Source organism: Teichococcus globiformis, assembly GCF_042646265.1.
GTDB lineage: Bacteria > Pseudomonadota > Alphaproteobacteria > Acetobacterales > Acetobacteraceae > Pseudoroseomonas > Pseudoroseomonas globiformis.
The window spans coordinates 126,030-150,978 of the sequence record NZ_JBHRTN010000026.1 but is presented as its reverse complement, the minus strand read 5'-3'; the positions used below and the strand labels follow the sequence as shown (position 1 = coordinate 150,978).

Below are 24,949 nucleotides of genomic sequence, written 5' to 3'. Positions count from 1 at the left end.
ACTGTGCAGGATGCTAGGGTTTCCTTGCTTGTATGACAACATCCAATATATTGGATATCGATGTTGTCGCTGGACCCTTTGCCGGATGCGCTGCCGGCCCTGCCGCCGACCCTTCAGCCGATCGGCCCGCGGAAGAGCGCGGCCGATTTCGCTTATGGTGCCCTGCGCCGCGCCATCATCGACCTGGAACTGGCGCCGGGCATGCCGCTGTCCCGTGCCGAACTGGCGCAGCGTCTCGGCCTCAGCCAGACGCCGGTGCGCGAGGCGCTGATCCGGCTGGAAGGAGAAGGGCTGGTGGAGGTCGTGCCCAGCGCCTCGACGCGGGTTTCGCTGATCGATCTGGACACTGCGCGGGAAGCCTTGTTCCTGCGCCGTGCCGTGGAGGCCGAGGTGGTGCGTGAGGTCGCGCGGCAGCCCCGTGAAGCGTTGGGTCGCCAGCTACGGACCAGCCTGGAGCGACAGGCGGGATTGCTGGCGGAACAGGATCACCGCGGGCTGACGGAAGCAGATACGGAGTTCCACGGCCTGTTCCACGAGGCGGCTGGAATGGCAGGGCTCTGGACAATGATCGGGGGGCGCAGCGGTCATCTCGACCGGCTGCGCCGGCTGCACCTGCCCTCGCCGGGCAAGGGAACGGCCATCCTGCGCGAACACGGAGCATTGGCGGCAGCGATTCTGGCCGGCGACGCGGCCGGTGCGGAGGCCACGCTGCGGGCTCATCTGGCGGACACGCTGTCGCGCGTCACGGATATCGTCGCCCTTCACCCGGCCTTCTTTCCGCGAGACCCGGCCTAGGTCAGGCGCCCGGCCCGCAGCAGCGGACAACCAGGCCCTCGGCCTCAAAGGCGGCGCAATCCTCGGGCGGCGCATCGGTGATCAGGGTGGTGCCGCCCGGCAAGGGCGACCAGAAGGGCTGCCCGCCATGGCCGAGCTTGGAACGGTCAGCCAGCACGAACACGGCGGCCGCCCGCCGCATCATCATGGATTTCAGCGACACCTGCTCCAGCGTCGCCTCGCATAGCCCGTGACCCGGCATCAACCCGTCGGCGCTGGTGAACAGCTTGTCGGCGGTGACGTGGCGCAGCGTCTGCTCGGCCAGCGGCCCTGTGGTGCCCATGCTGATCGGCCGCACCGTGCCGCCCAGCACCACCAGCTCGATCTCCGGCTGCTGCGCCAGCACGGGGATCAGGGGCAGGTTGTTGGTCAGGATGCGCAGCCGCCGCCCGCCCAGGCGCCGGCCCAGCGCTTCCACGGTGGAGCCGCCGTCCAGGATCAGCGTCTCGCCATCCTTGATGTGCCGCAGGGCAGTTTCGGCGATGGCCGCCTTGGCCGCCTGGTTCTGCCCGGCCCGCACGCTGAGGCTGCGCTCGCGCGATGCGCCCACCAGCATCGCGCCGCCATAGGTGCGCGCAATGGGTTGCTGCGCCGACAGATCCTGCAGGTCGCGGCGGATGGTGGAGGCGGACACGCCGAAGCGCGCGGCAAGGCTGCCGACGTCGACCTCGCCCGAGGCGATGGCCTGAAGGATCTCGTCGCGCCGTGTCCGCCTTTGTCGCATGGAGGCACCTTAAGCGAGGACGGGGCGGCGCGGGAGGGGCAGGCCCTCAGGCCACGGCGGCGGCGCGCTTCGGCGCCAGATCGACCGCCTGCTTCAGCGCCTCGACCAGGCTGCCATCATCGGCGATGCCCTTGCCGGCGATGTCGAAGGCCGTGCCGTGGTCGACCGAGGTGCGCACCACGGGCAACCCGATGGTGATGTTCACGCCCGCCTCCAGTCCCATCACCTTCACCGGGCCGTGGCCCTGGTCGTGGTACATCGCGACCACCAGGTCGAAATCGCCTCGAGTGGCGCGGAAGAACAGCGTGTCGGCGGGCAGCGGGCCTTCCACCGCCCAGCCCCTGTCCCGGCACTGCCGCACGGCGGGGATGATCTTCTCTTCTTCCTCACCCTGGCCGAACAGCCCGTTCTCGCCGGCATGCGGGTTGATTCCACAGACGCCGATGCGCGGCTCGGCGATGCCGGCCTTCACCAGCGTGGCGCGGCCGCGCTCGATGACGCGGAAGACGAGGCCGGGCTCGATCTTCCGGATGGCGTCCATCAGGCCGATATGGGTGGTGACGTGGATCACGCGCAGCTTCGGCGCCACCAGCATCATCGACACCTCGGGCGTGTTGGTCAGCGTCGCCAGCAGCTCGGTATGGCCGGGGTACTTGTGGCCCGCGGCGTGCAGCGCTTCCTTGGACAGCGGCGCGGTGCAGATGGCGTCGGCCAGTCCGGCCTCGACCAGCCGCGTGGCGCGCTCGATATAGCGGAAGGCCGCCTCGCCCGAGAGCGGCAGCACCTGGCCGAAGGGATGCCCGGCCGGGATCAGGCCGAGATCCACCACATCCACCGTGCCACAGACAAAGCCAGCGGCCGCGGGCGTTTCCACCACACGGATGGTGGCCGCGGCACCGACCAGCGCCGCCACCTCGCGCAGCCTTCCCGCATCGCCTACCACCACGGGGCGGCAGATGGCATAGACTTCCGGCCGCGCCAGCGCCTTCAGGATGATCTCGGGGCCGATGCCGGAAGCGTCGCCCATGGTGATGGCGACGATCGGGCGGTTGTCGTCAACGGTCATCATCTTTCTTCCCTCCAGCGGGCTCATCGAGCAGGGCGCGCAGTTGCTGCCGTGCCTTCGTCATTGTGTCGGGATGGCCGAAGGCGCCTGCCTTGGTCACCACGGGCATGCTCCGGCGACCGAGGGTCAGCCCGAGCGGCACCCCCGGCTCGATTTCGCGCTGCATCTCGATACCCCGGATGCCCAGGGCGGCCAGCAGCGCACAGGCGGTTTCGCCACCTGTGGCGAACAATCCCCCGGCGGCGCTTCCCGCCTTTTGCAGCAGGGCGGCGAGGCCCCGGGCCAGCTCGGCGCCATGGGCCAGGTCCGGATGATCGCCGGTCTCGATCGCCACCAGCGCGTCCTCGCCCCGCAGCAGCGTTGCGGCGATGCCGTCTGCCAGGACGTGCCAGTCCTCGCCGCCGCCTTGCCGCAACACGGCGGGAGGCACCACGAAGCTGCCGACGCCCGGCTGCGCCGCCAGCTCGGCCGCCGCGGCACGCGAGGCCTCGGCAACGCTGCCAACAAGGAACAGCAGCCCGCCGGATCGGGCAAAGCGCCGTTCCGGCAGCGCCGGACCGGCGGAAGCGGGAAGAATGGCGGCCAAAGCGTCAGCCAGGCCGGCAGAGCCGACCCAAACCAGATCAGCGGCCAGCGGCAACGCAGCGCGCGCGACGTGCTGCAGATCGGCGGAGGTGTCGCTGTCGCAAACCAGCGCGTCCAGCCCCTCGGCCAAGGCGGCACGGATGGTGTTGCGCAACGACGCTTCGCCCCCGCGCACTGCGTCCAGTCCCAGCGCACGGACGCGCAACCCCGCCATGGCCAGGATCTCGGGCAGGAAGGCGCTGTTGTAGCTGTGGTCTCGCGCCCAGAGTGGCGTGCTCTCCAGCGACTGCCCTTCCACATGCACCCGTCCGTTCCGCAGTGTTCGGCGGTTGGCAGGAAAGGCGGGCGCCACCAGGGCCAGGCGAGGGGCGCCGCTTTCGCGCAGCATTTCCAGCGTGCCGGCCAGCTCGGCGGCCGGCTGGCCGCGCAGAGTGCTGTCGATCTTCTTGAACAGCGCTGTTGCCGGCCGGTAAGCGTCGCGCAGGATTTGCGCGTGTCGCGCAGAAGCCTGGGCTGCAGGCAGGCGGCGGCTATCGGCATCAATGGCCAGGATCCCGGCGCCGGGTTCCACCGTGCCGCCCCAGGCCACCACGGCGCGCCGGCCGCGCCGCGCGAAAGCCACCGCGCAATCGGCGGCTCCCGTCAGGTCGTCGGCCAGGATCAACCAGTTTGAAGGGGTTGCCGGCAGCGTGCCGCCGCGCTGCAGGGAACAACCTGACCTGTCCAGCGGGTCGCGAACCGGCTGCGGCATGAGCGGGCACCTTGATGGATCGGAGAACACGAAAGCCGGCAGCGAAGCCGTGCGGGTGATCATAACCGCAATTCGGGCCACATCAAGTTTTTGCATCAATCGCGCATAGAGAATTGCGTGTTTTGCGCGTTCCGCTAAAGTCCCGCCCAAGCGCGAGCCGCCCGGCCGGCGGAGAGGAAGTCCATCTTCGCCAGCCGCGCGGGCTCGCCACACTGTCCAAGGAAAGCCGCCTTCATGCTCAACCGCCGCCACATGCTCGCAGCCCTCGGTCTGGCCGCCCCCGCCATCATCGCCGGCCGCGGCGCCTCCGCCCAGGCGGCCTGGCCGACCCGGCCGGTGCGCATGGTGGTGCCCTATCCGCCGGGCGGCGCGACCGACGTGATCGCGCGCCTCTACGCCGAGCGCATCGGGCAGACCCTGGGCCAGCCGGTGGTGATCGAGAACCGCCCAGGCGCGAGCGGCAATATCGGCGTCGATGCCGTGGCCAAGTCGCCGGCCGATGGCTATGTGATCGGCACCGCCACGGTCAGCAACTTTTCCATCAACCAGTTCCTCTACACCAACGTCCCCTACAACACCGAGAAGGACCTGCTGCCGATCGCGCTGGGCTGGGAGTTTCCCAACATCGCCGTGGTGGCGCCGAAGCAATCCAAGGCAACGACGCTGCAGGAATTCATCGAGTGGGCCCGCGCCCGCAAGAACGGCATCACCTTCGGCTCCACCGGCATCGGCACGACCACGCATCTTTCCTCGGCCATGCTGTTCAGCCGCCTGGGCATCGAGACGATCCACGTACCTTATCGCGGCGCCGCGCAGATCGTGCCCGCCCTGCTGAATGGCGAGATCGATTTTGCCATGGACGGCGTCGCTTCCTATCAGGGCCTGCTGGATGGCGGCGAGATCCGCGCCCTGGCCGTGACCACCGGCGAGCGCTGGCCCTCCCTGCCTGATGTCCCGACCATGGCCGAGAGCGGCCTGGAGGATTTCGTGGTCACCGTCTGGGGCGGCTTCATCGCGCCGGCCGGTACCCCGGCGCCGGTCGTGGAGAAGATCAACGCCGCACTGCGCGCGGTGACCGAGGACAAGGCGCAGCAGGAGCGCTTCATGAAGGTGGGCGCTCGTGCCGTCTGGTCCACGCCCGAAGATGCCGCGGCCCGCGCCGCCGCCGAGCGCCCGATGTGGCGCAAGGTGATCCAGGATTCCGGCGCCAGCGCGGATTGACGACGGCACCTTACCGCACCCAGCCTCCGGCCCGCCGGAGGCTGCCCTCTCCCTTCTCCGGCCCCCGCGGCAGCAGTCCAGGAGTCTCGGCATGATGTCCTACGCCACCCCCATCGAGATCCCCCGCCCGCCCGTGCTGATGGTCGGCACCGGACTGGCGCCGCGCCTCGGGCGCTGGGCGCGGGAGCAGGGGATCGCCCGCACCCTTGTTGTCTCGGACGCCTTCAACGCCGCGCGCGTGGCGCAGCTCGACCTGCCGGGCGAGGTCACGGTGTTTGGCGAAGTGAAGCCCGAGCCCGATGTGCCGAACCTGGAGAAGGCACTGGCCCTGGCGGAACAAGCAAAGCCCGAGCTGGTGGTCGGCTTCGGCGGCGGCTCGGCCATGGACCTTGCGAAGCTGGTCGCCGTGCTGCCGGGCAGCGGCCAGATGATCCACGACGTGGTCGGCCCCGACAAGGTGGCCGGGCGGCGCGTGAAGCTGGCGCAGCTGCCGACCACCGCCGGCACCGGCAGTGAGGGCGGCATCCGCGCGCTCGTCACCGACCCCGCGACGCAGAACAAGCTGGCGGTGCAGAGCCTGCACATGCTGGCCGACATCGCCATCATCGACCCTGAGCTGACGATGACGGTGCCGCCGGCGGTGACGGCCGCCACGGGCGTGGACGCCATGGCACATTGCGTAGAGGCCTTCACCAGCAAGAAGGCGCATCCGCTGATCGATCTCTACGCGCTGGAAGGCATCCGCCTCGTCGGGCGCTTCCTGAAGCGCGCCGTGGCGGATGGCCACGACGCCGAGGCGCGGGCCGGCCTGGCCATTGCCTCCCTCTACGGCGGCTACTGCCTGGGCCCGGTGAACACCACGGCGGGTCATGCGGTGGCCTATCCGCTCGGCACCCGCCACCACATCCCGCACGGCCTGGCCTGCGCGCTGATCTTCCCGCACACCCTGGCCTTCAACGCGCCTGCCATGCCGGAGAAGACGGCGCTGGTGCTGGAGGCGCTGGGGCTGCCCCCTTCGGCGGATGTTGCCGCCGTGCGCGATGTCACCCACCGCTTCTGTGCCGATCTGGGCGTCGAGATGAAGCTTTCCGCCCTCGGAGTGCCGGAGGCCGATCTGGAAAGCATGGCGACCGAGGCGCATGCCATCCGCCGGCTGCTGGACAACAATCCGCGCGACATCAGCCGGGACGAGATCCTGGCCATGTACCGCACCGCGTTCTGAGAAAGTTCGAGACACATGCCGCTCGTATCGGGTCCCTTTGTTGCCATCGTCACCCCCTTCGACGCTGAGGAGGAGGTGAATCACGCCGCGCTGCGCCGGCAGGTGGAGCGCCAGGCCAAGGCCGGCAATGGCGTGTTCTGCGCCGGCACCAATGGCGAGTTCTTCGCCCTGTCCTTTGAGGAAAAGGTTTCCGTCGCTCGCACCAGCGTCGAGGCCGCCGCAGGCCGCGTGCCGGTTCTGGCGCATATCGGCGAGATCTCGACCAAGCAGACCATCGCGCTCGGCCGTGCGGTGGAAGGTCTGGGCCTGAAGGCGGTGTCGGTGGTGACGCCTTCCTTCATTCCCTGCTCGCAGGAGGAGCTGATCGGCTACTTCACCGCCGTGGCCGATGCGGTGTCGCTGCCGGTCTATCTGTACAACATTCCCGCCCGCACCGGGAACACCATCGCGCCGGAAACGGCCGCCAGGCTTGCCGAGCACAAGAACATCATCGGCATCAAGGACAGTGCCGGCTCGCAGGAGAGCATCGACGCCTACCTCGCCGTGGCTCGCGGGCGCGACGACTTCGACGTGCTGGTCGGACCCGATTCGCTGATCCACCATGGCGCGGCGAATGGCGCGGCGGGCTGCATTTCCGGTCTCGCCAACCTGATCCCGGAAACCGTGAACGCCATCCATACGGCCGCCATGGGCGGCGACATGGAAGCCTCCGCGCGGCATCAGGCGCATTGCGGCGAGTTGCGCAAGACGCTTTACGCGCTGGGCTTCGCGCCGCCGATGGTGAAGCGCGCCCTGTTCCACGCCATGCCCGATGTCGGCCAAAGCCGTGCGCCGGTCATCATCCCCGCCGATGTGGACGCCAGGATCAAGGAGATCTCCGCGCGCTTCGTCGAGGCGGCGAACTGACGATGGGTTTCACCGTTGTCAGCCTGGGCGGCCCCGTCGCTCCGGAAGGCGAGGCCATGCTTCGCGAGGCCGGCGTCACCTCGCATGCCACGGCGCCCTATCCACCAAAGGGCGAGGCCGTCGCCCTGCTTCGGGAAACCCAGGCCGATGCGGTGATCGTGCGCAATGTCGACCGCATCGATGCCGAGATCATGCAGGCCTCGCCGAAGCTGAAGGCCGTGGCCAAGCACGGCGCCGGCACCAACGACATCGATGTGGCGGCGGCGAAGCAGCTCGGCATTCCGGTGCTGGCCGCCGTCGGCGCCAACGCGCATTCGGTGGCGGAACATGCCTTGGCGCTGATGCTCGGCCTGGCCAAGGACCTGCGCAACCAGGACAGCTTCGTGCGCGGCGGGGGCTGGGCAGGGAAAAGCTATCGCGGGCGGGAGCTGCGCGGCCAGGTGCTGGGCCTGGTGGGCCTTGGCATGATCGGCCGCGCCCTGGCCGGCATGGCCACGGCGCTCGGCATGCGGGTCACCGCTTACGACCCCTTCGCCACGCCGGATTCGTTCGGCCCCACCCTGTCGCGCGCAGAGAGCGTCGATGCGCTGCTGGCAGAGGCCGATGTGGTCAGCCTGCACGCGCCACTGACGCCCGAGACCAACGGCCTGATCGGCACCCGCGCGTTGGGATTGATGAAGCCGGGCGCGCTGCTGATCAACACGTCGCGCGGCGAGCTGGTGGACGAGGCCGCGCTGCTGGAGGCACTGCAGAGCGGCCGTCTCGGCGGTGCCGGGCTCGACACCTTTGCCCCCGAGCCGCCGGCGCCCGACAACACGCTTTGGTCGGCGCCCAACCTGCTCCTCAGCCCGCATATCGGCGGCGTCACGGAAGAGGCACGGCGCGAAGTGTCGCTGATGACGGTGCGCCATGTGCTGGACCTGCTGGCAGGGCGCGAGGTCGATCGGCGCTTTTTCGCGAAGGGATAGGAGTGCGGGGCGGTTGAACCATCCTTGATCCTCACAGCACCGCCCTTGACGAGCTGCCGCGCCGGATGTCCGTGACCTCCGGCAACTGCTCGTTCTGCCTTTGCCGAGAGCCCGGGGAGCGTGGCGGTTCCCCTGGGTACGCTCAGAACCCGATCAGCAGGGTGTCCAGCGCCCGCGTCACCGCGTCATGCCGCTCGGCCAGCGAGCCTGCGGGCCGCTTCAACTCGCGCAGCGGAATGGCGGCCAGCGCCTGGGTCAGCATGACGTGGCGCTCGCCGCCGATCTCGAACACCGGGTTCAGCTCGCTGATCGGTGCCGGGGCGGATTGCGCCGGCAGCAGTGGCACCACGACGCGCGTTGCGAGATGATCCAGCAGTTCGGCCTGCACATCGAGCACATAGCCCGCCCCGCCGCCCGGCATGGGGTGGAAGTCCAGCCGTGCCATCAGAACTGCCGATAGGCGGCAAGCGGCAGCCCCTGCTCCTCGACATGGCTGTTCCAGGCGTCCATGGCGCCTCGGTTGCGGGCCAGCCACTGCTCACGCCGGCGCTCGGCCACGGCCGCTGCCAGCCCGCGCTCGCAGGCCTGGGACAGGTTGATGTCCATGGCGCGGGCTTCCCGCAGCAATGCGTCGGGCAGGGTCACGTTGGTGGCGCGGCGGCCGGTGGCCGGGGCAAGAAGGTCAGGGCGCGGCATTTCGGGCATTCCTGAGGAAGGCATGGCTTATGATATGCGCATGATCTATGCCCATGCAAGGCGCCATGCCTCGCGGCTCAGGTGGAACCGTCATCCGCGTGCCCTGCGGTGTTGCCCAGGCCCCGGCCCGCGGTCCAGACGGGATCGGGCTTCCGCCACATGGCCGTGTCCCGCATGGCGGCGGCAAGCGCCTCGGCTTGCATGTCCAGGAAGCGCTCGCCCTTTTCCGGCGTGGCGGGACGGGGATCGCCGCGGACCCCCGTCACCGGCGCGCGCTCGGAGAAGCTCCAGAACCGGCTGAACCCGTCATAGCGCGGCACCGGCTCCGGCCGCTGCCGCACCGCTTCGTCGAACTTGTCGCGCCGTACCAGCTCCGGGGCGATGGCCAGCATGACGGAGGTCTCACCCTCGCAGGCATGCGCGGGCGTTTCGGCTGTTTCCGCCACATCCGGCACGCGTGCGCGGGTCAGGTACCATGGGGTGCAGGCGACCACCGGCATGCCGAACTCATGCGCAAGGCTGCGTGCCGCAACCGCCAGCGGCTCCACATTGCCCCCGTGGCCGTTGACGATCAGCAGCCGCGCGAAGCCGATCGCGCGCAGCGAGCGGGTGATGCCGCGCAGCACGCCGCGCAGTTCGTCGAATTCCAGGCTGATGGTGCCGCCGAAGGGCAGGTGGTGCTCGCTCATGCCGGTCCAGAGGCCGGGGAGCACCAGCGCCGGCATCTCGCCCGCGACGAGCCGCGCCGCGCGGACGCAGGCGGCGCTGGCGCTCGCCGTGTCGGTGATCACCGGAAGATGCGGCCCGTGCTGCTCCAGCGAGCCAATCGGCAGCAGCGCCAGCGCGCCTTGTCGCGCCGCCGCGGCCCGGATCTCGGGCGCGGTCAGCCGGGCCCATTCCACCTCTTGCAACATGCCGTGCCATCCTCTCCTGATGTGCGGCAGCCATGGAGCCACAGCCGCGGCGCCCGGTCCATGCTGCCGGGCATGAAACCGTGAGCGTGGGCGGCCCTTAAACACCTCGTGCGCCACAAGGGATTCCGCATGCATATCGACGATCCGACGCGGCCGGCCAGAGCCTCCCATTCCGGCCAGCGAGGCATGGCGTGAGCGCCGCGCCGGCCAGCATGCGCGCCGCCATCCTGGAGGGACCGGGGCGTCTGGCCATCCACGAGGTCCCGCTGCCGCAGCCCGGACCGGGGCAGGTCCGGTTGCGGCTGGAAGGCTGCGGTGTCTGCGCCTCCAACCTCACGCCCTGGGCCGGGCCGGATTGGATGCGCTTTCCCACCGAACCAGGTGCGCTGGGGCATGAGGCCTGGGGCCATGTCGATGCGCTGGGGGAGGGGGTCGAAGGGTTGGCCGTGGGGCAGCGCGCAGCCGCCCTGTCCTACAAGGGCTACGCGGAGTACGACCTGGCCGAGGCCGCCAATGTGCTGCCCCTTCCGGCGGCGCTGAGCGGGCAGGCCTTTCCGGGCGAGCCGCTGGGTTGCGCCATGAACATCTTCGCCCGCGCCGGCATCGAGCACGGGCAGGATGTGGCCATCATCGGCATCGGCTTTCTGGGGGCCATGCTGACGCGGTTGGCGAGCCAGGCGGGAGCGCGGGTCATCGCCATCTCCCGCCGGCCCTTCTCGCTGGATCTGGCGCGCCGCATGGGTGCTGCCGAGGTCATCCCGCTGGAGGACCACCACGCCATCATCGAGCAGGTCAAGGCGCTCACGAAAGGGCAATTCTGTTCCCGCGTGGTCGAGGCGGTGGGTCAACCATGGCCGCTGGACCTCGCGGCGGAGCTATGCGCAGAGCGAGGCCGTCTGGTGATCGCCGGCTACCACCAGGACGGGCCGCGGCAGGTGAACATGCAGTTGTGGAACTGGCGAGGCCTTGACGTCATCAACGCCCATGAGCGCGACAGCGCGATCTACATGCAGGGCATGCGCGCGGCGCTTGACGCGGTGGCTGCCGGGCGGCTGGACCCCCGCCCGCTGCTGACGCACAGCTTTCCGCTGGAGCGGCTGGCCGAGGCCCTGGACGCCACCCGCGATCGGCCGGACGGGTTCCTCAAGGCCGTGGTGACCCTGCGATGATCCGCCCCCGCATCGGCTTCCTGGGCGTCGGCTGGATCGGGCGGCACCGCATGGAGGCCGTCGCCCAGACCGGTCTTGCCGAGATCGCCGCCATTGCCGACGCCAACCCGGCCATGCTGGAGGAAGCCGCGCGCATCGCACCCGGAGCACGGCGGGTGAAGGGCCTGGAAGCGTTGCTGGAGCTGCCGCTGGATGGGCTCGTCATCGCCACACCCAGTGCACTGCATGCGGCGCAATCCATCGCAGGTCTGCGGCGGGGCCTAGCCGTGTTCTGCCAGAAGCCGCTGGGCCGGGACGCGGCGGAGGTGCGGGCGGTGATCGATGCGGCGCGCGCCGCCGACCGCCTGCTGGACGTCGATCTTTCCTACCGCTTCACCGAAGGGATGCAGCGGATCCGCGCGCTGGTGCGGGAAGGTGCGCTGGGCCGCGTCCATGCCGTGGACCTGGTGTTCCACAACGCCTATGGCCCGGACAAGGCATGGTTCTATGACGCCGCGCAATCGGGCGGCGGCTGCGTCATGGATCTGGGCGTGCACCTGGTGGATCTGGCGCTGTGGACGCTGGATTTCCCCGCCGTGGACAGCGTATCCGGCACGCTGTTCGCCGGCGGCGAACGGCTCCGCGCGGGCGACGGGCGGGTCGAGGATTATGCCACCGCCAGCATCGACCTGTGCAATGGGGCGGCACTGCGGCTGGCCTGTTCCTGGCGCTTGCAGGCGGGGCAGGATGCGGTGATCTCGGCCGCCTTCTACGGCACCGAGGGCGGCGCGGCACTGCGCAACATCGACGGCTCGTTCTACGATTTCTCGGCAGAGCGGTATCGCGGCACATCGCGCGAAACACTCGCCTCCGCGCCCGACGCGTGGGGGGGGCGGGCTGCCGCCGACTGGGCGCGGCGTCTGGCGGCCGGTGGCCGCTTCGATGCGGAGATCGAGCGAGTGGCCGATGTGGTGGGGGTGCTGGACCGCATCTATGGGCGCTGAGCCGGCGCGCAGGCTGCACCGGCCGGGAGGAAAAAGCCCCTCCCGACCGAGGAAGCATGCGGACCCGGGCTAGCCAGGCCTCTCCCGGCCAGACGGGGCGTCAGCCTGCGTAACGCCGCACCATGCTGGCGCAGAACTCGGCGAACTCCTCCTTTACCTGCGGCGGGCTGGTGTGGTGCGGTGCGATGCCGCGATGCTCGGGTGTGAAGCAGAAGGTCGCCGTGACCTGGAAGTCGCGCAGCGCCTCCATCTGACGATCGAACCACTGCAAGGCATCGGGCCGGAAGCTGTCCGCCCAGGACAGGCCGGTGCGAAGATGGGTGACGCCGAGCCGCTTCAGCCAAATCACCGCGTCATCCAGCCGGTGATCCTCGAAATGGAACCATTGGCAGATGCCGAGATGCGGCGTGTGCTTCTCGAACTCCTCCATGGCGAGCTTCGGCGTGCCGTCCTCGCGCAGCAGACCCATGTGGAAGTGCCTGTAGTAGGAGGAACCCTCGGCCTCGCGATGGCGCGTCGTCGCTTCCCAGTGCGTCGGCAGGTCATAGAGACTGTACCAGTGAATGCGCGGGGCCTGTCCGATCAGCAGCTCCGCCGTGCGCCGCAGCCCCCAGAGCTGTACTTCCTCGGCCCCGAAGGTGGAAACACCGACCTCGGACACCCAGACCGGGAGGTGCGTGACGGCCTGAATCTCCTTCAACTTCGCCGGCCACTCATGGATCAGCCAATTGTTCCAGTCGAGCGGGAAGCCATGCACCGCGACCGCTTCCATCTGGTCCAACACGCCGCGCTGCTGCATCTTCATGATGAAGACGGGGTCGATCGGCGACATGCCGCCGAGCACGCGCGGCAGGGAAGAATGCTCCGCGCGGATCGCCTGCCCCGCGAGCCGCGCCGTTTCGGCGAACATCACCCAATCCGGATCGATCTCCGGGTCCCAGTGCGACTTGTTGTTGGGTTCGTTCCAGACCATCACGGCTTCAAGCATCAGCGCGGACCTTTCGCGGGGTAGACGGCCGCCGAGCCGTAGGGCAACGCGGTCGGGCGGCAGAGATATACTTCACGATCCGGCTGCTGCAGGATCTCGAACCCGGCATTGCGCAGCAGCGCCTCGACACCGGCGCGGTTGGGGATCCAGTAATTGGTCGGATCGCCGGCATAGCGGTGCTCGATGAAGTTCAACCGCGGCCAGCCCTGCTCGGAGAACGGGTCCTCTGCATCGAACGGATAATCTTCCCGGGCGGGGTGGATCTCCCGCGAGCCTCGCTGCATGCTTTGAAACACCAGAAGCTCTTGCACAACATGTTCCCGCAGCAGGTCGAGTGCCAGCAACGGATGGCGCAGGTGGTACAGCACCCCCATGAACAGGACGATGTCGAACCGCTCGCCTAGCGAGCCGACATCATAGACGGACATTTCCCGGTACTCGACGTCGAGGTCCAGAACCCCGGCCGCGAACCGGGCCTGCGCAAGATAGCGCGGATCCGCATCGATGCCGAGCACGCGCGAGGCGCCGCGGCGCTTCATCTCAATGGAGAAGAAGCCGGCATTGCAGCCGATGTCGAGCACCGAACGTCCCGTCAGATCCTCCGGCAAGGCGTGGGCGAAGTACTGCCAGACGCAGGCCGGATAGTCGCCGAGGGCATGGTCCGGCGCGGTCGGCACACCATGCAGCGACAGGTTGTGGAACCATGGGCCGAGGCTCCGGGCCTGATCGCGGAGGGTGGCTGGGTTCATGCTGCGGGGATCCTCTGCCTGGGACGCTCATTGAGGCTGAGCACCTTGCCACCGCCTGGCCAGATCACCGCCGTGCTCAGAGAGCCGGGGGCAATCTCGAAACGTTCATAACCCTGCATTGGAAGGCCGAGCAGATGGCACATCGCCGCCCTGATGACGTCGCAATGGCTCACCAGCAGCAGTCGGCCCTCGGGGTAAAGGGCGGCGAGCTCGGCCATCCGGCCGGCGACCCGGTCGCGCACCGCCGCCATGGTTTCTCCGCCGGGAGCGGCGGCATCGTCGCGCCGGGCGTTCCACCGGGTCCAGCGAGAGTCGTTCTGCAACGCCGCGAAGCGCGCACCGGTCCATTCGCCGAAGTCGATTTCCACCAGCGCCTCATCCGAGATGGGCTTCAGTCCCAGGACCCGGGCAAGCGGAGCGGCAGTTTCCTGGCACCGTTGCAAGGGGCTGGTGTAGAGGGCATTGACTTGTTCGTCCTGCAGCCACTGCGCGATCTGCTCGGCCTGAGCCTGTCCGGGCGGGCTCAACGCCACTCCGGGCATGCGGCCGCACAGCGTGTCGGCAACGCGGGAGTGCGCCGCGTGGCGCACCAGGAACAGCGTAGTGGCCATGCCCGGATGTCATTCCAGCCCCTGGATGAAGCGCAGCGTCCGCTCGCGTGCTTCATGATCCGTGTATTGCCGCGGGGGCGACTTCATGAAGTAGCTGGATGGCGCGGACAATGCGCCCGCGAGCCCCCGATCCAGGGCAAGTCGTGCGCAGCGTACGGCATCAATGACGATCCCGGCGGAATTGGGGGAATCCCAGACTTCGAGCTTCAGCTCCAGATTCAGCGGGCTGCCGCCAAAAGCGGTGCCTTCGAGCCGGATATGGGCCCATTTGCGATCTTCCAGCCATGGAACGTAGTCGCTGGGGCCGACATGCACATCGTCGGCGGGCAGGGGCGTGTCGAGCTGGCTGGTGACCGCCTGGGTCTTGGAAATCTTCTTCGACTCCAGCCTTTCGCGCTCCAGCATGTTGCGGAAGTCCGAATTGCCGCCGAAGTTCAGCTGATAGGTCCGGTCGAGCCGGACGCCGCGCTCGCGGAACAAATTGGCCAGCACCCGATGCACGATGGTGGCGCCGACCTGGCTCTTGATGTCATCCCCGATGATCGGCAGGCCGCGATCCTCGAAGCGCTTCCGCCATTCGGGATTGGAGGCGATGAAGACGGGAATGCAGTTGACAAAGGCGCATCCCGCTTCCAGCGCCTGCTCGGCATACCATTCACTGGCCTGCTGGGATCCCACCGGAAGGTAGGATACGAGCACCTGGGTTCCGGTGCGACGCAAGGTTTCCCGGATGTCGGCAGGGCTGGCGGCGGACTCCTCGAACGTGCCCTGCACGTAGCGGCCAAGCCCGTCCAGGGTCGGACCGCGTTCCACGGTGATGCCCGTGGGCGCCACGTCGCTGAAGCTCCGGGTGTTATTGGGCGCGGCCTTGATGGCCTCCGAAAGATCCCGGCCGACCTTCGCCGCATTGACGTCGAAGGCGCAGGCAACCTCGATATCCTTCACCCGGTAGCCGCCGATATCGGCGCTCATCAGCCCAGGCGGCACCTCGTTGGCATCGGCGTCACGATAATAGGACAGGCCTTGCACAAAGGAGGACGCACAATTCCCGACACCGATGATCCCGACGCGCAGCGGAGTGGATGGGGACACGGATCCTCCTTGATAGGTGCAGCCGGGCGCAGACGGCGGAGATGCAAGGGCCTTCGGCTCAGGGCTCAACTCCCCGTGCGCTTCTTTGTTCCTCCGCGAGCTTCACATGTCTGTGAGGCGACGTTCGAAGCGATGAGTTGCTGCAACCTGAACTTGTTGCACCATCATCTCGATCCGCCTCCGGTGCAACTCGTGAAGCGAAAGCGTCGTTCAGCATCAGCATCTTCTTCAGCTCACCGGCCACGCAGGGCGCGCCCGGTTCAATCGGACATACGGGGCAGCATGGGCGAACGCATATTGATTACGGGCGGCGGCGGCTTCATCGGATGCCATCTGACCCGCCGCTTGTTGCGCGCCGGACACCAGGTCCGCGTGCTCGACAGCATGATCGAGCAGGTGCACGGGGAGCGCAGCCGGCCAGAACTGCTGGAAAAGGAAGCGGAGTTCGTGCGCGGCGATGTGCGGGACGGAGAAGCCGTCCGCCGGGCCTTGCAGAATGTCGACAGCGTTGTGCATCTGGCTGCCGAGGTCGGTGTCGGGCAGAGCATGTACGCGGTGGAGCGCTATGTCTCGGTCAACGATCTGGGCACGGCGGTGCTGTTCCAGCAGTTGATCGAGAGACCGGTGCGTCGGGTTGTCGTCGCCTCTTCCATGAGCATCTACGGCGAGGGACTGTACCAGGACGAGGATGGCGGGCTGCACGAGGATGTCCGTCGCATGCCGCGCCGTGGTCCCGATGCACCGTGGGACCCGCTGGATGCCCAAGGCCGCCCGTTGCGCCCCGTGCCGACACCGGAAACCAAGCGCCCTGCGCTGGCATCCGTTTACGCCATCACCAAGCACGCGCAGGAATGTCTGACGCTGACGGTGGCACCAGCCTATGGCATGGAGGGCGTGGCGCTGCGCCTGTGGAACGCCTACGGGCCGGGACAGGCGCTCTCGAACCCTTATACGGGCGTGCTGGCCATCTTCGCGTCCCGGCTGCATCATGGGCAGCCTCCCATGATTTTCGAGGACGGTCTGCAACGCCGCGACTTCGTGCATGTGGAAGATGTGGCCCGGGCCTTTCACCTCGCGCTGGAGCGACCGGAGGCGGCAGGACAGGTGTTCAACGTGGCCAGTGGCCATGACCGCACCGTGGCGGAGGTCGCGCAGGCGCTGGCCGTGGCGATGGGTCGGCCAGGCCTCGAGCCCGAGATTGCGGGCAAGACGCGCAGTGGCGATATCCGCCATAACATCGCCGATATCGGCAAGATCCAACGCGAGCTGGATTTCACGGTTCGGCGCGACTTTGTGGCGGATCTGGCCGAACTCGCCGAGTGGGTCGCCCAGCAGCAGGCCGAGGACAAGGTGCAGCAGGCACGCAGCGAGCTGGAGCGGCGAGGGCTGGTCGCGTGAGCATGGCCGCGCCGCTTCCAATGCCGCAGGGACGGCCCGTTCTGGTCACAGGTGGCGCCGGCTTCATCGGCTGCAATCTGGCCGACCGTTTGCTGCGCATGGGCCATGAGGTGATCGTCCTGGACGCGTTGCGCCGGCCCGGCGTGGAGGCCAATCTGGCATGGCTGCAGCAGGAGCATGGCTCTCGCCTGCGATCCATGGTCGCGGATCTGCGCGATGATGCCGCGTTGGAAGAGGCCGCGCGTGACGCCGGCGCGGTGTTCCACCTGGCTGCCCAGGTAGCCGTGACCACCAGCTTGCATGACCCGCGCGAGGATTTCGACGTCAATATCCGCGGCACCTTCATGCTCCTGGAGGCGCTGCGTCGCAGTGGGCGGGATGTGCCGCTCGTCTTCGCGAGCACCAACAAGGTGTATGGCAACCTGCCTGACATCCCGCTGGCACGCGAGGGCGATTGCTATGTGCCGGAGGACCCTGCGATCCGCGCCGCCGGCATCAGCGAGGCACGGCCGCTCGATTTCCACACGCCCTATGGATGCTCGAAGGGGGCCGCCGATCAGTATGTGCTGGACTATGCGCGCTCCTTCGGCATACCCACGGCGGTGCTGCGCATGAGCTGCATCTATGGCGAGCGGCAGATGGGCACCGAGGATCAGGGATGGGTCGCGCATTTCCTGATCCGGGCGCTGCGCGGCGAACCGATCACCATCTTCGGCGATGGTTGCCAGGTGCGGGACCTGCTGCATGTGCAGGATGCGGTTGATGCCTATCTCGCCTGCTGGCACCGAATCAGCGACGTCGCCGGGCAGGCCTTCAACCTCGGCGGCGGTGTGGAGAACGCCGCCAGCCTGCGGCAGGTGATCGCGGTGATCGAGGCGGAGACCGGTCGGCCGGTGCGGGCCGATTACAGCGACTGGCGCGCCGGCGACCAGCGCTACTACGTCTCGGATACACGGTTGGCGCGGGAAAGGCTGCACCTGGACGCGCCGCTACCCTGGCGCCGAGGCGTGGCCAGGCTGGGCCGTTGGCTGGCGGAGCAAAGGGCGACGAGGCCATCCGCATCCGTATCCGCTTTGGCCGGCGCCACACGGTGACGGCCGCGGTGCGGGCACCGCATGTTCTGATGACGACGGATGCCGTGGGGGGCGTGTGGTCCTATGCCACGGGGTTGAGCCGGGGCCTGATCCGGCGCGGTGTGCGGGTGACGCTTGCCGTGCTGGGACCACGCATGTCGGCGCCCCAGCGGCTGGAGATCGCCGCCATTCCCGGCCTGGACGTGGAGGAATGCGATCTGCCGCTGGACTGGATGGCGGAAGGCCGGGACGAGCTTCAGCGGAGCGGAGCAGCGCTTGCTGACATGGCGGCAAGCTCCGGCGCCGATCTGCTGCACCTGAACAGCCCTGCCCTGGTGGCGGAGCATGCGTTCCGGTTGCCGGTGCTGGCTTTCTGCCATTCCTGCCTAGCGAGTTGGTGGGATGCCGTTCGCGGCGACGCCCTGCCCGGCGAGTTCGCATGGCACCGCGAAACGCTGCGTCGGGCCTATGACAGGGCGGACCTCCTGGCGGCGCCGAGCATCGCCTTCGCCGCCGCGACCCAGAGGCTCTATGGGCTGCCCCGGATGCCTCGCCATGTGCCCAACGGGCTCGATGCGCCGATAGCCGCCGCCCCGCGGCGTGCCCCGGCCCACGGCTTCACCGCGGGCCGCCTTTGGGACGAGGGAAAGGGCATCGCGACGCTGGATCAGGCAGCCGCCCTGCTGCCGTTCCCCGTGCATGCCGCCGGCCCGGTGAGGGCGCCGGATGGCCATCACATCGCGGCACCGCATTTGCGGCTCGATGGGCAGCTCGACCGCGCCGCCCTTCAGGGCAAGCTTGCGGAACGGCCGATCTTTCTATCTGCGGCACGGTATGAGCCATTTGGCCTCGCAGTGCTGGAAGCGGCGCAGGCCGGTTGCCCGCTCGTGCTGGGCGACATCCCGACCTTTCGGGAGATCTGGGGAGGCGCCGCCGATTACGTCCGTCCAGGGGATGCGGCAGGGTTCGCGGAGGCCGCGCTCCGGCTCGCCTCCGATCCGCGCCTGCTGCGGGCACGCGGCAAGGCGGCCCGGCACCGCGCCCGACGTTTTTCGGAGAACCGCATGGTGGAGGGAACCCTGATGCTCTACCGCGACATATGCGCCGCCTTCAGAAGAACGGAGGTTCCGGCTTGAAGATCGCCTATCTGACGCATTCCCTGCTGTCGTGCTGGAACCATGGCAACGCCCATTTCCTGCGTGGCGTGCTGCGCGAGTTGTCGCTGCACGGTCACGAGGTCTCGGTGTTCGAGCCTGCGGGGAACTGGAGCCTGAGCAACCTCCTCGCCGATGCGGGGGAGGCGGGGCTGCACCCGTTCCACGAAGCTTATCCCGCGCTGCGGTCCACAAGCTATGCCGATGCGGCCGAGATCGAGGACTCTCTCGCGGATGCCGATCTGGTTGTTGTGCACGAATGGAACGATGCGGCAACCGTTTCCCGGGTGGGCCGCTTACGGGCGCGGGGCGGCCGCTTCAGGCTGTTGTTCCACGACACGCATCACCGGGCGGTTAGCGACCCGGAGGCGATCCGTACCTTTGACCTTTCCGGTTATGACGGCGTGCTCGCCTTCGGCAAGACCCTGGCCGAGGTTTACCGGCGCTGGGGTTGGGGCGACCGCGTATGGGTCTGGCACGAGGCGGCGGATCTTCGCCACTTCCATCCGCCGGCCGAGGAAATGGAGCGGCAGGGGCTGGTCTGGATCGGCAACTGGGGCGATGGCGAGCGCAGCGCAGAGATCGAGCGCTTCCTGTTGAGCCCGGCTCGGCAGGCTGGCCTGCCCCTCGACATCCATGGCGTGCGCTATCCTGCGGAGGCTCTGGAAGCGCTGGATCGCTTTGGCGCCCGATACCGGGGCTGGCTGGCGAATGTCCGCGCACCGGAGGTTTTCGCGCGGCATCTGGCGACGGTGCATGTGCCGCGCCGCTTCTATTCGCAAATCCTGCCGGGCATTCCCACCATCCGCGTGTTCGAGGCGCTGGCCTGCGGCATTCCGCTGCTCAGCGCGCCCTGGGAGGATGCCGAGGGGCTTTTCCGGCCAGGCACGGACTACCTCGTGGCACGCGACGGGGAGGAGATGCGTCGGCACATGGTCGCCGTGGCGGAGGATGCGTCGCTGCGGGAATCTCTCGTGAGGCACGGGCTGCAGACGGTGCGGGCGCGCCATGGCTGCGAGCATCGCATGCACGAGTTGCTGGCCATCGCCGACAAGCTGAAAGCCGCACCGGCCAGAATGGGAAGTGCCGCATGAAGATCGCCTTCTATGGCTCCAGCCTGCTGTCATCCTACTGGAACGGCGCAGCCACCTATTACCGCGGCCTGTTGCACGATTTGTCGCGCCGGGGCCACGACATCACCTTCTACGAGCCCGACGCCTTCGACCGTCAGCAGCATCGGGACATGGAGCCGCCGGATTGGGCGCGATCGGTCGTGTATCCGGCTACGGTGGACGCCTTGCGTGCCGTTGTGGCCGAAGCGGCGGAAGCCGATGTGGTGGTTAAGGCGAGCGGCGTCGGCGTGTTTGATGACGACTTGATCGAGGGCGTCATGGCCGCGGCGCGTCCGGACGCTATCCGGATCTTCTGGGACGTGGACGCTCCGGCCACGCTGGCCGAGATCACGCCGCAGCCGGAGCATCCGCTTCGGCGCACCCTGCCGTTGCTGGATTTCGTGCTCACTTATGGCGGCGGCCCCCCGGTCAAGCTCGCCTACACATCGCTCGGTGCGCGGCGCTGCGTGCCGATCTACAACGCCGTTGATCCCGCCACGCATCATCCGGTGCCGGCCGAGCCGCGCTTCCGGGCCGACTTGTCCTTTCTGGGCAACCGGCTGCCCGACCGGGAGGCACGGGTCGAGGAGTTCTTTCTGCGGCCTGCGGCGCTGTTGCCGGAGCGGAACTTCCTGATCGGCGGCAATGGCTGGCACGACAAGGCCATGGGTGCAAATGTGCGTCACCTGGGCCATGTCTACACGCGCGAGCATAACGCCTTCAACACATCGCCGCTCGCTGTGCTCAACATCGCCCGCGACAGCATGGCGCAGACCGGGTGGTCGCCGGCGACCCGCGTGTTCGAGGCCACAGGTGCCGGCGCCTGCTTGATCACCGATGACTGGGTCGGGCTCGACATGTTCCTGACAGAGGGCGAGGAGGTCCTGGTGGCGCGCGATGGCCGTGACGTCGCCGAGCACCTCGCTGCCCTCACACCGGAGCGCAGCCAGGCCATCGGCGAGGCGGCGCGGCGCCGCGTGCTGCAGTCGCACACCTACCAGCGCCGCGGCGAGGAAGTGGACGCCTTGCTGCGCGCCGCCGCAACGCGGAGGGCCGCCGCATGAAGCTGGTTGTGCTGGGGCTCACCCTGTCATCCTCATGGGGCAACGGCCATGCGACCACCTACAGGGCGCTGCTCCGTTCCTTCGCCCGGCGCGGCCACGAGGTGCTGTTCCTGGAATGCGACAAGCCCTGGTATGCGGCGCATCGCGACCTGGCGGAGCCGGATTTCTGTCGCCTTGCGCTGTATCGCGATCTGGCGGAGCTGAAGAACTGGCAGGCGGAGATCCGGTCCGCCGATGCGGTAATGGTGGGCTCCTACGTGCCTGATGGCGTGGCGGCCGGGCGCATGGCGCAGTCCACGGCACGCGGCCCCGTCGCCTTCTACGACATCGACACGCCCGTCACCCTGGCCAAGCTGGAGAAGGGCGACGAGGAGTATATCTCGGCCGAGATCATCCCCGGCTATGATCTTTACGGCTCCTTCACCGGCGGCCCGACGCTGGAAGTGTTGATGCGGCGCTACGGGTCGCCTATGGCGCGGGCCTTGTACTGCTCGGTCGACGTGGCGGCGTACCAGGCGGTTGAGGTGCCGCGGCGCTGGGACCTCAGCTATCTCGGCACCTACAGCGCGGACCGTCAGCCGGTGCTGGAGCGGCTGCTGCTGGAGCCCGCGCGGCGCGCGCCGCATTTGCGCTTCGCGGTTGCCGGGCCCCAGTATCCGGCCGACATCGCATGGCCGGAAAATGTGGAACGGCTGGAGCATGTGCCACCGGCCGGGCATGCCGCCTTCTACAGCGCCAGCCGTTACACGCTGAACGTCACGCGGGCCGACATGGTACGCGCAGGATACAGCCCGAGCGTGAGGCTGTTCGAGGCCGGTGCCTGTGGCAGTCCGGTAATCTCCGACCGCTGGAACGGCATCGGCGATCTGCTCGAGCCGGAAAAGGAAATCCTGCTTGCGGACAGCCCCGAGGACGTGCTGCGGGCACTGGGGCGTGACGAAGCGGCGCGCGACCAGCAGGCTGACGCGGCGCGGCGGAGGATCCTGCAGGCGCACAGCTCGGAGCATCGCGCCGTCGAGCTGGAAGCGATGCTGATCGAGGCGGGCGGCATGAAGACAGCCCGGCAAGAGGCCGGTGAGAGGAAGAGCGCATGAGCACGTCCCTGGCTCGCAACGTCCTGGTAGCCGGGGGGGCCGGGTTCCTGGGGTCCCATCTCTGCGACGCGCTGATCGCCTCCGGCGCCCATGTGGTGGCCGTGGACAACCTGCAGACCAGCACGGGCGACAATCTGCGCCATCTGCAGCGGTCGCCGCGCTTCACCTTTGTCCGCGCCGACATCATTGAGGAGCTGCCGGCCTCGGCACTGCCCGAGCGCCTCGACCGCGTGTTCAACCTGGCCTGTGCCGCCTCGCCGCCGCTGTACCAGGCGGATCCCGAGCACACGATGATGACCAACGTGGTGGGCACGCGGAACCTGTTGCGCCTTGCGGAGCGGCATGGCGCGCGTTTCCTGCAGGCCTCCACCAGCGAAGTGTATGGCGACCCCGAAGTGCATCCGCAAGCCGAGGATTACCGCGGGCATGTCAACTGCACCGGCCCCCGGGCCTGCTACGACGAAGGCAAGCGCGCGGCGGAGGCTCTCTGCTTCGACTTCGACCGGCAGAAGCGGGTGGAGCTCCGCCTCGTGCGCATCTTCAACACCTACGGTCCGCGTATGCACAAGGATGACGGACGCATCGTGTCCAATGTTGTCAGCCAGGCGCTGAGCAATGCCGCGCTCACCGTGTATGGCGACGGCACCCAGACGCGCTCCTTCTGCTTTGTCGCCGATCTGGTGGAGGGACTGATGCGCGCCATGGAGCATGAAGGCGTGCAGCCGGGACCGATCAACCTCGGCAATCCCTTTGAATGCACGGTTCTGGAGCTGGTGCAGCGGGTGCTGGCCCTGACCGGCTCGCAGTCGCGCGTGGTCTTCCACCCGCTGCCGCAGGACGATCCGCGCCGGCGCCGCCCGGACATCGTCCGGGCGCGGGAGATCCTGGGATGGGCGCCCCGCACGGAGCTGGCGGATGGCCTGAAGAAGACCATTGCCTGGTTCCGCGAGCAGGAACAGGAAGCCGAGGAGGGCTACCGCCTGTCGGCCGACTAGCGCCGGTCGCGCGCCAACCCCAGCGCCTTTCCGGCCAGGACCGGCGCCGCCATCAGCGTGAGCGCGCCCAGCAGGCCGAGCGCCGCAACGCCGATTGCCAGACTGTCGCGAAGGCGGCTGGTGACGGCTTCATGCCGCACTGCCTTCACGCGGTCTCCGAACGGTCCGTCAATGCCGGGATCGTTGTTGATCGGCTGGAACAGATTGCCCTCGGGTTCGGCGGGGGCGCGGTTCTGGTCGAGCTGTCCCTCCCACATGCTGGCGGCGATGCGGTCGCCCACTGCCGGCGCGAGAGCTTGTCCAACCGCCATTTGCATGGTCGACCGCCCGACCCAGACGTCGCGCACCGGGCGGTTGATCGCGGACAGGATCGCCCGGGCGCAGAGCCGGGGATCGAAGACAGGGTCGGGGGCGATCTGCGCCTTGCCCGTGTGGTTGCGCGTGCGCAGGAATTGCGGCGTATTCACTGCCGGAAGGTACACCGTTACCAGCTTCACAGCCGATCCGGTATGGATCAGCTCACTGCGAAGACTGTCGGTGAAGCCGTGCAGCGCCGCCTTGGCGCCGCAGTAGGCCGCCTGCAACGGCGCTGCCCGGATGGCGAGGGTGGAGGAGACCTGGATGATCACGCCCCGGTTGCGCGGCCCCATGCGGCGCAGCGCCGCCTGGGTGCCGAAGACCTGGCCCAGATAGGTGACCTCCGTCACCCGGCGATATTCGTCCGGCGTCACCTCCATGGCGGGACTGATCACCGTCGCCATGGCATTGTTGACCCAAGCGCCAATCGGACCGAGCTCCGTCTCGACACGCGCCGCCGCGGCTTCCAGTGCATCGGCATCCGCAACGTCGGCCTCGATGGCCAGGGCAGCCACGCCGGCGGCCTTCAGCTCCGCCTCGGTTGAGCTCAGGGCCTTCTCCCCACGCGCCAGAACGGCCACGGCCCAGCCCTCCTGAGCCAAGGCCAGGGCGGTGGCCCGGCCGATGCCCATCGACCCCCCTGTGACCACGGCGACCTTTGATTGCTTCATGCATTCCTCCTGCCTGTGCCTAAGGAACGGCGCAGACGGCCGCGGGTGTCATGGCTTGGGCGGTTGTTCCGCATCCCTGCGGCGGCGAGCGCGTTTCAACCCTGCCCCAAGCGAGGCAATGAAGGAGCAGATCCATGGCCACGAAGACCAAAGCCCCCGAGAAGAAGGCTGCCGACGCGAAGGGCGCCGAGGCAAAGGACACCCAGGTGAAGGGCACCGAGGCAAAGGGCACCGCGACCAAAGCCGCCCCCGGCAAGAAGCCCAACGCCCTACAGCAGCCGCTTCAGCCCTCGGCCGAACTGGCCAGCGTGGTCGGCGACAAGCCCCTGCCGCGTGGCGAGGTGGTGAGTAAGGTGTGGAGCTACATCAAGGAGCACAATCTGCAGGACAGCGAGGACCGTCGGTCCATCAACGCCGACGAGAAGCTCAAGAAAGTCTTCGGCAAGAACAAGGTAACCATGTTCGAGATGAACAAGCACCTTTCGCAGCACCTGAAGTAGTCGCCGCAGCCGGCCGGCGCGTCGTTTGCAACGGCGCTGTCCGACGAATGTT

Annotated in this window: 26 protein-coding genes; 15 read left to right on the top strand and 11 right to left on the bottom strand. The window is 68.3% G+C overall.

Translation table 11 applies throughout. The annotated features are described in order from the left end of the window. Positions 1-60: 60 nt before the first annotated feature. Positions 61-795 (top strand): GntR family transcriptional regulator, encoded by a 735-nt coding sequence (locus ACFOD4_RS20285; protein ID WP_379599427.1) that lies wholly within the window; start codon positions 61-63, stop codon positions 793-795. Position 796: 1 nt separating this feature from the next. Here the strand turns inward: ACFOD4_RS20285 and ACFOD4_RS20280 are convergent, their stop codons facing one another. Genes ACFOD4_RS20280 through ACFOD4_RS20270 form a run of 3 tightly spaced genes read right to left on the bottom strand, consistent with a single transcriptional unit; the run spans position 797 to position 3,960 of the window. Continuing rightward, complete coding sequence (locus ACFOD4_RS20280; RefSeq protein WP_379599425.1) at positions 797-1,558, bottom strand: DeoR/GlpR family DNA-binding transcription regulator; 762 nt, start codon at positions 1,556-1,558, stop codon at positions 797-799. A gap of 46 nt (positions 1,559-1,604) precedes the next feature. Beyond that, positions 1,605-2,627: a 4-hydroxythreonine-4-phosphate dehydrogenase PdxA gene (gene pdxA, locus ACFOD4_RS20275; protein WP_379599424.1), complete on the bottom strand. Its 1,023-nt coding sequence runs from the start codon at positions 2,625-2,627 to the stop codon at positions 1,605-1,607. Next, positions 2,614-3,960 (bottom strand): four-carbon acid sugar kinase family protein, encoded by a 1,347-nt coding sequence (locus ACFOD4_RS20270; RefSeq protein WP_379599423.1) that lies wholly within the window; start codon positions 3,958-3,960, stop codon positions 2,614-2,616. Before ACFOD4_RS20270 ends, pdxA begins: the two co-directional genes overlap by 14 nt. Positions 3,961-4,194: 234 nt before the next feature. Here ACFOD4_RS20270 and ACFOD4_RS20265 point away from each other — a divergent pair, with 234 nt between their 5' ends. The 4 genes from ACFOD4_RS20265 to ACFOD4_RS20250 all read left to right on the top strand — a co-directional run bounded on the left by ACFOD4_RS20265 (position 4,195) and on the right by ACFOD4_RS20250 (position 8,277). Beyond that, positions 4,195-5,181 carry a Bug family tripartite tricarboxylate transporter substrate binding protein gene (locus tag ACFOD4_RS20265; RefSeq protein ID WP_379599422.1) on the top strand — a complete coding sequence of 329 codons (987 nt, stop codon included), beginning with the start codon at positions 4,195-4,197 and terminating at the stop codon, positions 5,179-5,181. 91 nt (positions 5,182-5,272) lie between these two features. Further along, complete coding sequence (locus ACFOD4_RS20260) at positions 5,273-6,403, top strand: iron-containing alcohol dehydrogenase (RefSeq protein WP_379599421.1); 1,131 nt, start codon at positions 5,273-5,275, stop codon at positions 6,401-6,403. A 15-nt stretch (positions 6,404-6,418) separates the two neighbouring features. Then, entirely contained in the window at positions 6,419-7,309 is an 891-nt protein-coding gene (locus ACFOD4_RS20255; RefSeq protein WP_379599420.1) for a dihydrodipicolinate synthase family protein, read from the top strand. A gap of 2 nt (positions 7,310-7,311) precedes the next feature. Then, positions 7,312-8,277, top strand: a complete 966-nt coding sequence (locus ACFOD4_RS20250) for a hydroxyacid dehydrogenase (RefSeq protein WP_379599419.1) — start codon at positions 7,312-7,314, stop codon at positions 8,275-8,277. Positions 8,278-8,419: 142 nt separating this feature from the next. On the opposite strand, the gene ACFOD4_RS20245 is transcribed toward ACFOD4_RS20250, so the two are convergent. The 3 genes from ACFOD4_RS20245 to ACFOD4_RS20235 form a co-directional block, all read right to left on the bottom strand. Further along, a complete protein-coding gene (locus tag ACFOD4_RS20245; protein ID WP_379599418.1) occupies positions 8,420-8,722 on the bottom strand; it encodes a CcdB family protein in 303 nt (100 codons plus the stop codon). After that, positions 8,722-8,973 (bottom strand): type II toxin-antitoxin system CcdA family antitoxin, encoded by a 252-nt coding sequence (locus tag ACFOD4_RS20240; RefSeq protein ID WP_379599416.1) that lies wholly within the window; start codon positions 8,971-8,973, stop codon positions 8,722-8,724. The genes ACFOD4_RS20245 and ACFOD4_RS20240 overlap by 1 nt, the downstream gene beginning before the upstream one ends. A 77-nt stretch (positions 8,974-9,050) precedes the next feature. Beyond that, complete coding sequence (locus tag ACFOD4_RS20235) at positions 9,051-9,887, bottom strand: creatininase family protein (RefSeq protein ID WP_379599415.1); 837 nt, start codon at positions 9,885-9,887, stop codon at positions 9,051-9,053. Positions 9,888-10,078: 191 nt separating this feature from the next. Between ACFOD4_RS20235 and ACFOD4_RS20230 the strand changes: the two genes are divergently transcribed. Both ACFOD4_RS20230 and ACFOD4_RS20225 read left to right on the top strand, forming a co-directional pair. Beyond that, a complete protein-coding gene (locus ACFOD4_RS20230) occupies positions 10,079-11,056 on the top strand; it encodes an MDR/zinc-dependent alcohol dehydrogenase-like family protein (protein ID WP_379599414.1) in 978 nt (325 codons plus the stop codon). Then, positions 11,053-12,039, top strand: coding sequence for a Gfo/Idh/MocA family protein (locus ACFOD4_RS20225; RefSeq protein ID WP_379599413.1), 987 nt, complete (start codon positions 11,053-11,055; stop codon positions 12,037-12,039). The genes ACFOD4_RS20230 and ACFOD4_RS20225 overlap by 4 nt, the downstream gene beginning before the upstream one ends. A 100-nt stretch (positions 12,040-12,139) precedes the next feature. Here ACFOD4_RS20225 and ACFOD4_RS20220 read toward each other — a convergent pair whose 3' ends face one another. The 4 genes from ACFOD4_RS20220 to ACFOD4_RS20205 are packed head-to-tail and all read right to left on the bottom strand — an operon-like array spanning position 12,140 to position 15,479. Further along, entirely contained in the window at positions 12,140-13,027 is an 888-nt protein-coding gene (locus ACFOD4_RS20220) for a beta-xylosidase (RefSeq protein ID WP_379599412.1), read from the bottom strand. Then, a complete protein-coding gene (locus ACFOD4_RS20215) occupies positions 13,027-13,776 on the bottom strand; it encodes a TIGR04290 family methyltransferase (RefSeq protein ID WP_379599410.1) in 750 nt (249 codons plus the stop codon). Before ACFOD4_RS20215 ends, ACFOD4_RS20220 begins: the two co-directional genes overlap by 1 nt. Next, the gene (locus ACFOD4_RS20210; protein ID WP_379599409.1) at positions 13,773-14,387 is read right to left on the bottom strand and encodes a histidine phosphatase family protein; all 615 of its coding nucleotides are present in this window, start codon (positions 14,385-14,387) and stop codon (positions 13,773-13,775) included. The genes ACFOD4_RS20215 and ACFOD4_RS20210 overlap by 4 nt, the downstream gene beginning before the upstream one ends. 9 nt (positions 14,388-14,396) lie before the next feature. Further along, entirely contained in the window at positions 14,397-15,479 is a 1,083-nt protein-coding gene (locus ACFOD4_RS20205; RefSeq protein ID WP_379599407.1) for an inositol-3-phosphate synthase, read from the bottom strand. Positions 15,480-15,761: 282 nt separating this feature from the next. Between ACFOD4_RS20205 and ACFOD4_RS20200 the strand changes: the two genes are divergently transcribed. Genes ACFOD4_RS20200 through ACFOD4_RS20170 form a run of 7 tightly spaced genes read left to right on the top strand, consistent with a single transcriptional unit; the run spans position 15,762 to position 23,369 of the window. Continuing rightward, positions 15,762-16,877: an NAD-dependent epimerase/dehydratase family protein gene (locus ACFOD4_RS20200; protein ID WP_379599405.1), complete on the top strand. Its 1,116-nt coding sequence runs from the start codon at positions 15,762-15,764 to the stop codon at positions 16,875-16,877. Positions 16,878-16,879: 2 nt separating this feature from the next. Continuing rightward, complete coding sequence (locus ACFOD4_RS20195) at positions 16,880-17,971, top strand: SDR family NAD(P)-dependent oxidoreductase (RefSeq protein ID WP_379599403.1); 1,092 nt, start codon at positions 16,880-16,882, stop codon at positions 17,969-17,971. Next, positions 17,902-19,086, top strand: a complete 1,185-nt coding sequence (locus tag ACFOD4_RS20190; protein WP_379599402.1) for a glycosyltransferase family 4 protein — start codon at positions 17,902-17,904, stop codon at positions 19,084-19,086. The genes ACFOD4_RS20195 and ACFOD4_RS20190 overlap by 70 nt, the downstream gene beginning before the upstream one ends. After that, positions 19,083-20,198 carry a CgeB family protein gene (locus tag ACFOD4_RS20185; protein ID WP_379599401.1) on the top strand — a complete coding sequence of 372 codons (1,116 nt, stop codon included), beginning with the start codon at positions 19,083-19,085 and terminating at the stop codon, positions 20,196-20,198. The genes ACFOD4_RS20190 and ACFOD4_RS20185 overlap by 4 nt, the downstream gene beginning before the upstream one ends. Next, on the top strand, positions 20,195-21,280 hold the full coding sequence (locus tag ACFOD4_RS20180; protein ID WP_379599400.1) for a CgeB family protein: 1,086 nt from the start codon (positions 20,195-20,197) through the stop codon (positions 21,278-21,280). Before ACFOD4_RS20185 ends, ACFOD4_RS20180 begins: the two co-directional genes overlap by 4 nt. After that, a complete protein-coding gene (locus ACFOD4_RS20175; RefSeq protein WP_379599398.1) occupies positions 21,277-22,374 on the top strand; it encodes a CgeB family protein in 1,098 nt (365 codons plus the stop codon). The genes ACFOD4_RS20180 and ACFOD4_RS20175 overlap by 4 nt, the downstream gene beginning before the upstream one ends. After that, positions 22,371-23,369 (top strand): UDP-glucuronic acid decarboxylase family protein, encoded by a 999-nt coding sequence (locus tag ACFOD4_RS20170; RefSeq protein WP_379599396.1) that lies wholly within the window; start codon positions 22,371-22,373, stop codon positions 23,367-23,369. The genes ACFOD4_RS20175 and ACFOD4_RS20170 overlap by 4 nt, the downstream gene beginning before the upstream one ends. Here the strand turns inward: ACFOD4_RS20170 and ACFOD4_RS20165 are convergent. Continuing rightward, positions 23,366-24,397, bottom strand: a complete 1,032-nt coding sequence (locus ACFOD4_RS20165; protein WP_379599394.1) for an SDR family oxidoreductase — start codon at positions 24,395-24,397, stop codon at positions 23,366-23,368. The two genes, ACFOD4_RS20170 and ACFOD4_RS20165, sit on opposite strands and share 4 nt — an antisense overlap. A 134-nt stretch (positions 24,398-24,531) precedes the next feature. On the opposite strand from ACFOD4_RS20165, the gene ACFOD4_RS20160 reads away from it, so the two are divergent. Then, positions 24,532-24,897, top strand: a complete 366-nt coding sequence (locus ACFOD4_RS20160) for an SWIB/MDM2 domain-containing protein (RefSeq protein ID WP_379599393.1) — start codon at positions 24,532-24,534, stop codon at positions 24,895-24,897. Positions 24,898-24,949: the final 52 nt, after the last annotated feature.

Coding starts and splice junctions, on each gene's coding strand:
- ACFOD4_RS20285 (WP_379599427.1), top strand. CDS start 61: ATGTTGTCGCTGGACCCTTTGCCGGATGCGCTGCCGGCCCTGCCGCCG.
- ACFOD4_RS20280 (WP_379599425.1), bottom strand. CDS start 1,558: ATGCGACAAAGGCGGACACGGCGCGACGAGATCCTTCAGGCCATCGCC.
- pdxA (WP_379599424.1), bottom strand. CDS start 2,627: ATGATGACCGTTGACGACAACCGCCCGATCGTCGCCATCACCATGGGC.
- ACFOD4_RS20270 (WP_379599423.1), bottom strand. CDS start 3,960: ATGCCGCAGCCGGTTCGCGACCCGCTGGACAGGTCAGGTTGTTCCCTG.
- ACFOD4_RS20265 (WP_379599422.1), top strand. CDS start 4,195: ATGCTCAACCGCCGCCACATGCTCGCAGCCCTCGGTCTGGCCGCCCCC.
- ACFOD4_RS20260 (WP_379599421.1), top strand. CDS start 5,273: ATGATGTCCTACGCCACCCCCATCGAGATCCCCCGCCCGCCCGTGCTG.
- ACFOD4_RS20255 (WP_379599420.1), top strand. CDS start 6,419: ATGCCGCTCGTATCGGGTCCCTTTGTTGCCATCGTCACCCCCTTCGAC.
- ACFOD4_RS20250 (WP_379599419.1), top strand. CDS start 7,312: ATGGGTTTCACCGTTGTCAGCCTGGGCGGCCCCGTCGCTCCGGAAGGC.
- ACFOD4_RS20245 (WP_379599418.1), bottom strand. CDS start 8,722: ATGGCACGGCTGGACTTCCACCCCATGCCGGGCGGCGGGGCGGGCTAT.
- ACFOD4_RS20240 (WP_379599416.1), bottom strand. CDS start 8,973: ATGCCGCGCCCTGACCTTCTTGCCCCGGCCACCGGCCGCCGCGCCACC.
- ACFOD4_RS20235 (WP_379599415.1), bottom strand. CDS start 9,887: ATGTTGCAAGAGGTGGAATGGGCCCGGCTGACCGCGCCCGAGATCCGG.
- ACFOD4_RS20225 (WP_379599413.1), top strand. CDS start 11,053: ATGATCCGCCCCCGCATCGGCTTCCTGGGCGTCGGCTGGATCGGGCGG.
- ACFOD4_RS20220 (WP_379599412.1), bottom strand. CDS start 13,027: ATGCTTGAAGCCGTGATGGTCTGGAACGAACCCAACAACAAGTCGCAC.
- ACFOD4_RS20215 (WP_379599410.1), bottom strand. CDS start 13,776: ATGAACCCAGCCACCCTCCGCGATCAGGCCCGGAGCCTCGGCCCATGG.
- ACFOD4_RS20210 (WP_379599409.1), bottom strand. CDS start 14,387: ATGGCCACTACGCTGTTCCTGGTGCGCCACGCGGCGCACTCCCGCGTT.
- ACFOD4_RS20200 (WP_379599405.1), top strand. CDS start 15,762: ATGGGCGAACGCATATTGATTACGGGCGGCGGCGGCTTCATCGGATGC.
- ACFOD4_RS20195 (WP_379599403.1), top strand. CDS start 16,880: ATGGCCGCGCCGCTTCCAATGCCGCAGGGACGGCCCGTTCTGGTCACA.
- ACFOD4_RS20180 (WP_379599400.1), top strand. CDS start 20,195: ATGAAGATCGCCTTCTATGGCTCCAGCCTGCTGTCATCCTACTGGAAC.
- ACFOD4_RS20175 (WP_379599398.1), top strand. CDS start 21,277: ATGAAGCTGGTTGTGCTGGGGCTCACCCTGTCATCCTCATGGGGCAAC.
- ACFOD4_RS20170 (WP_379599396.1), top strand. CDS start 22,371: ATGAGCACGTCCCTGGCTCGCAACGTCCTGGTAGCCGGGGGGGCCGGG.
- ACFOD4_RS20165 (WP_379599394.1), bottom strand. CDS start 24,397: ATGAAGCAATCAAAGGTCGCCGTGGTCACAGGGGGGTCGATGGGCATC.
- ACFOD4_RS20160 (WP_379599393.1), top strand. CDS start 24,532: ATGGCCACGAAGACCAAAGCCCCCGAGAAGAAGGCTGCCGACGCGAAG.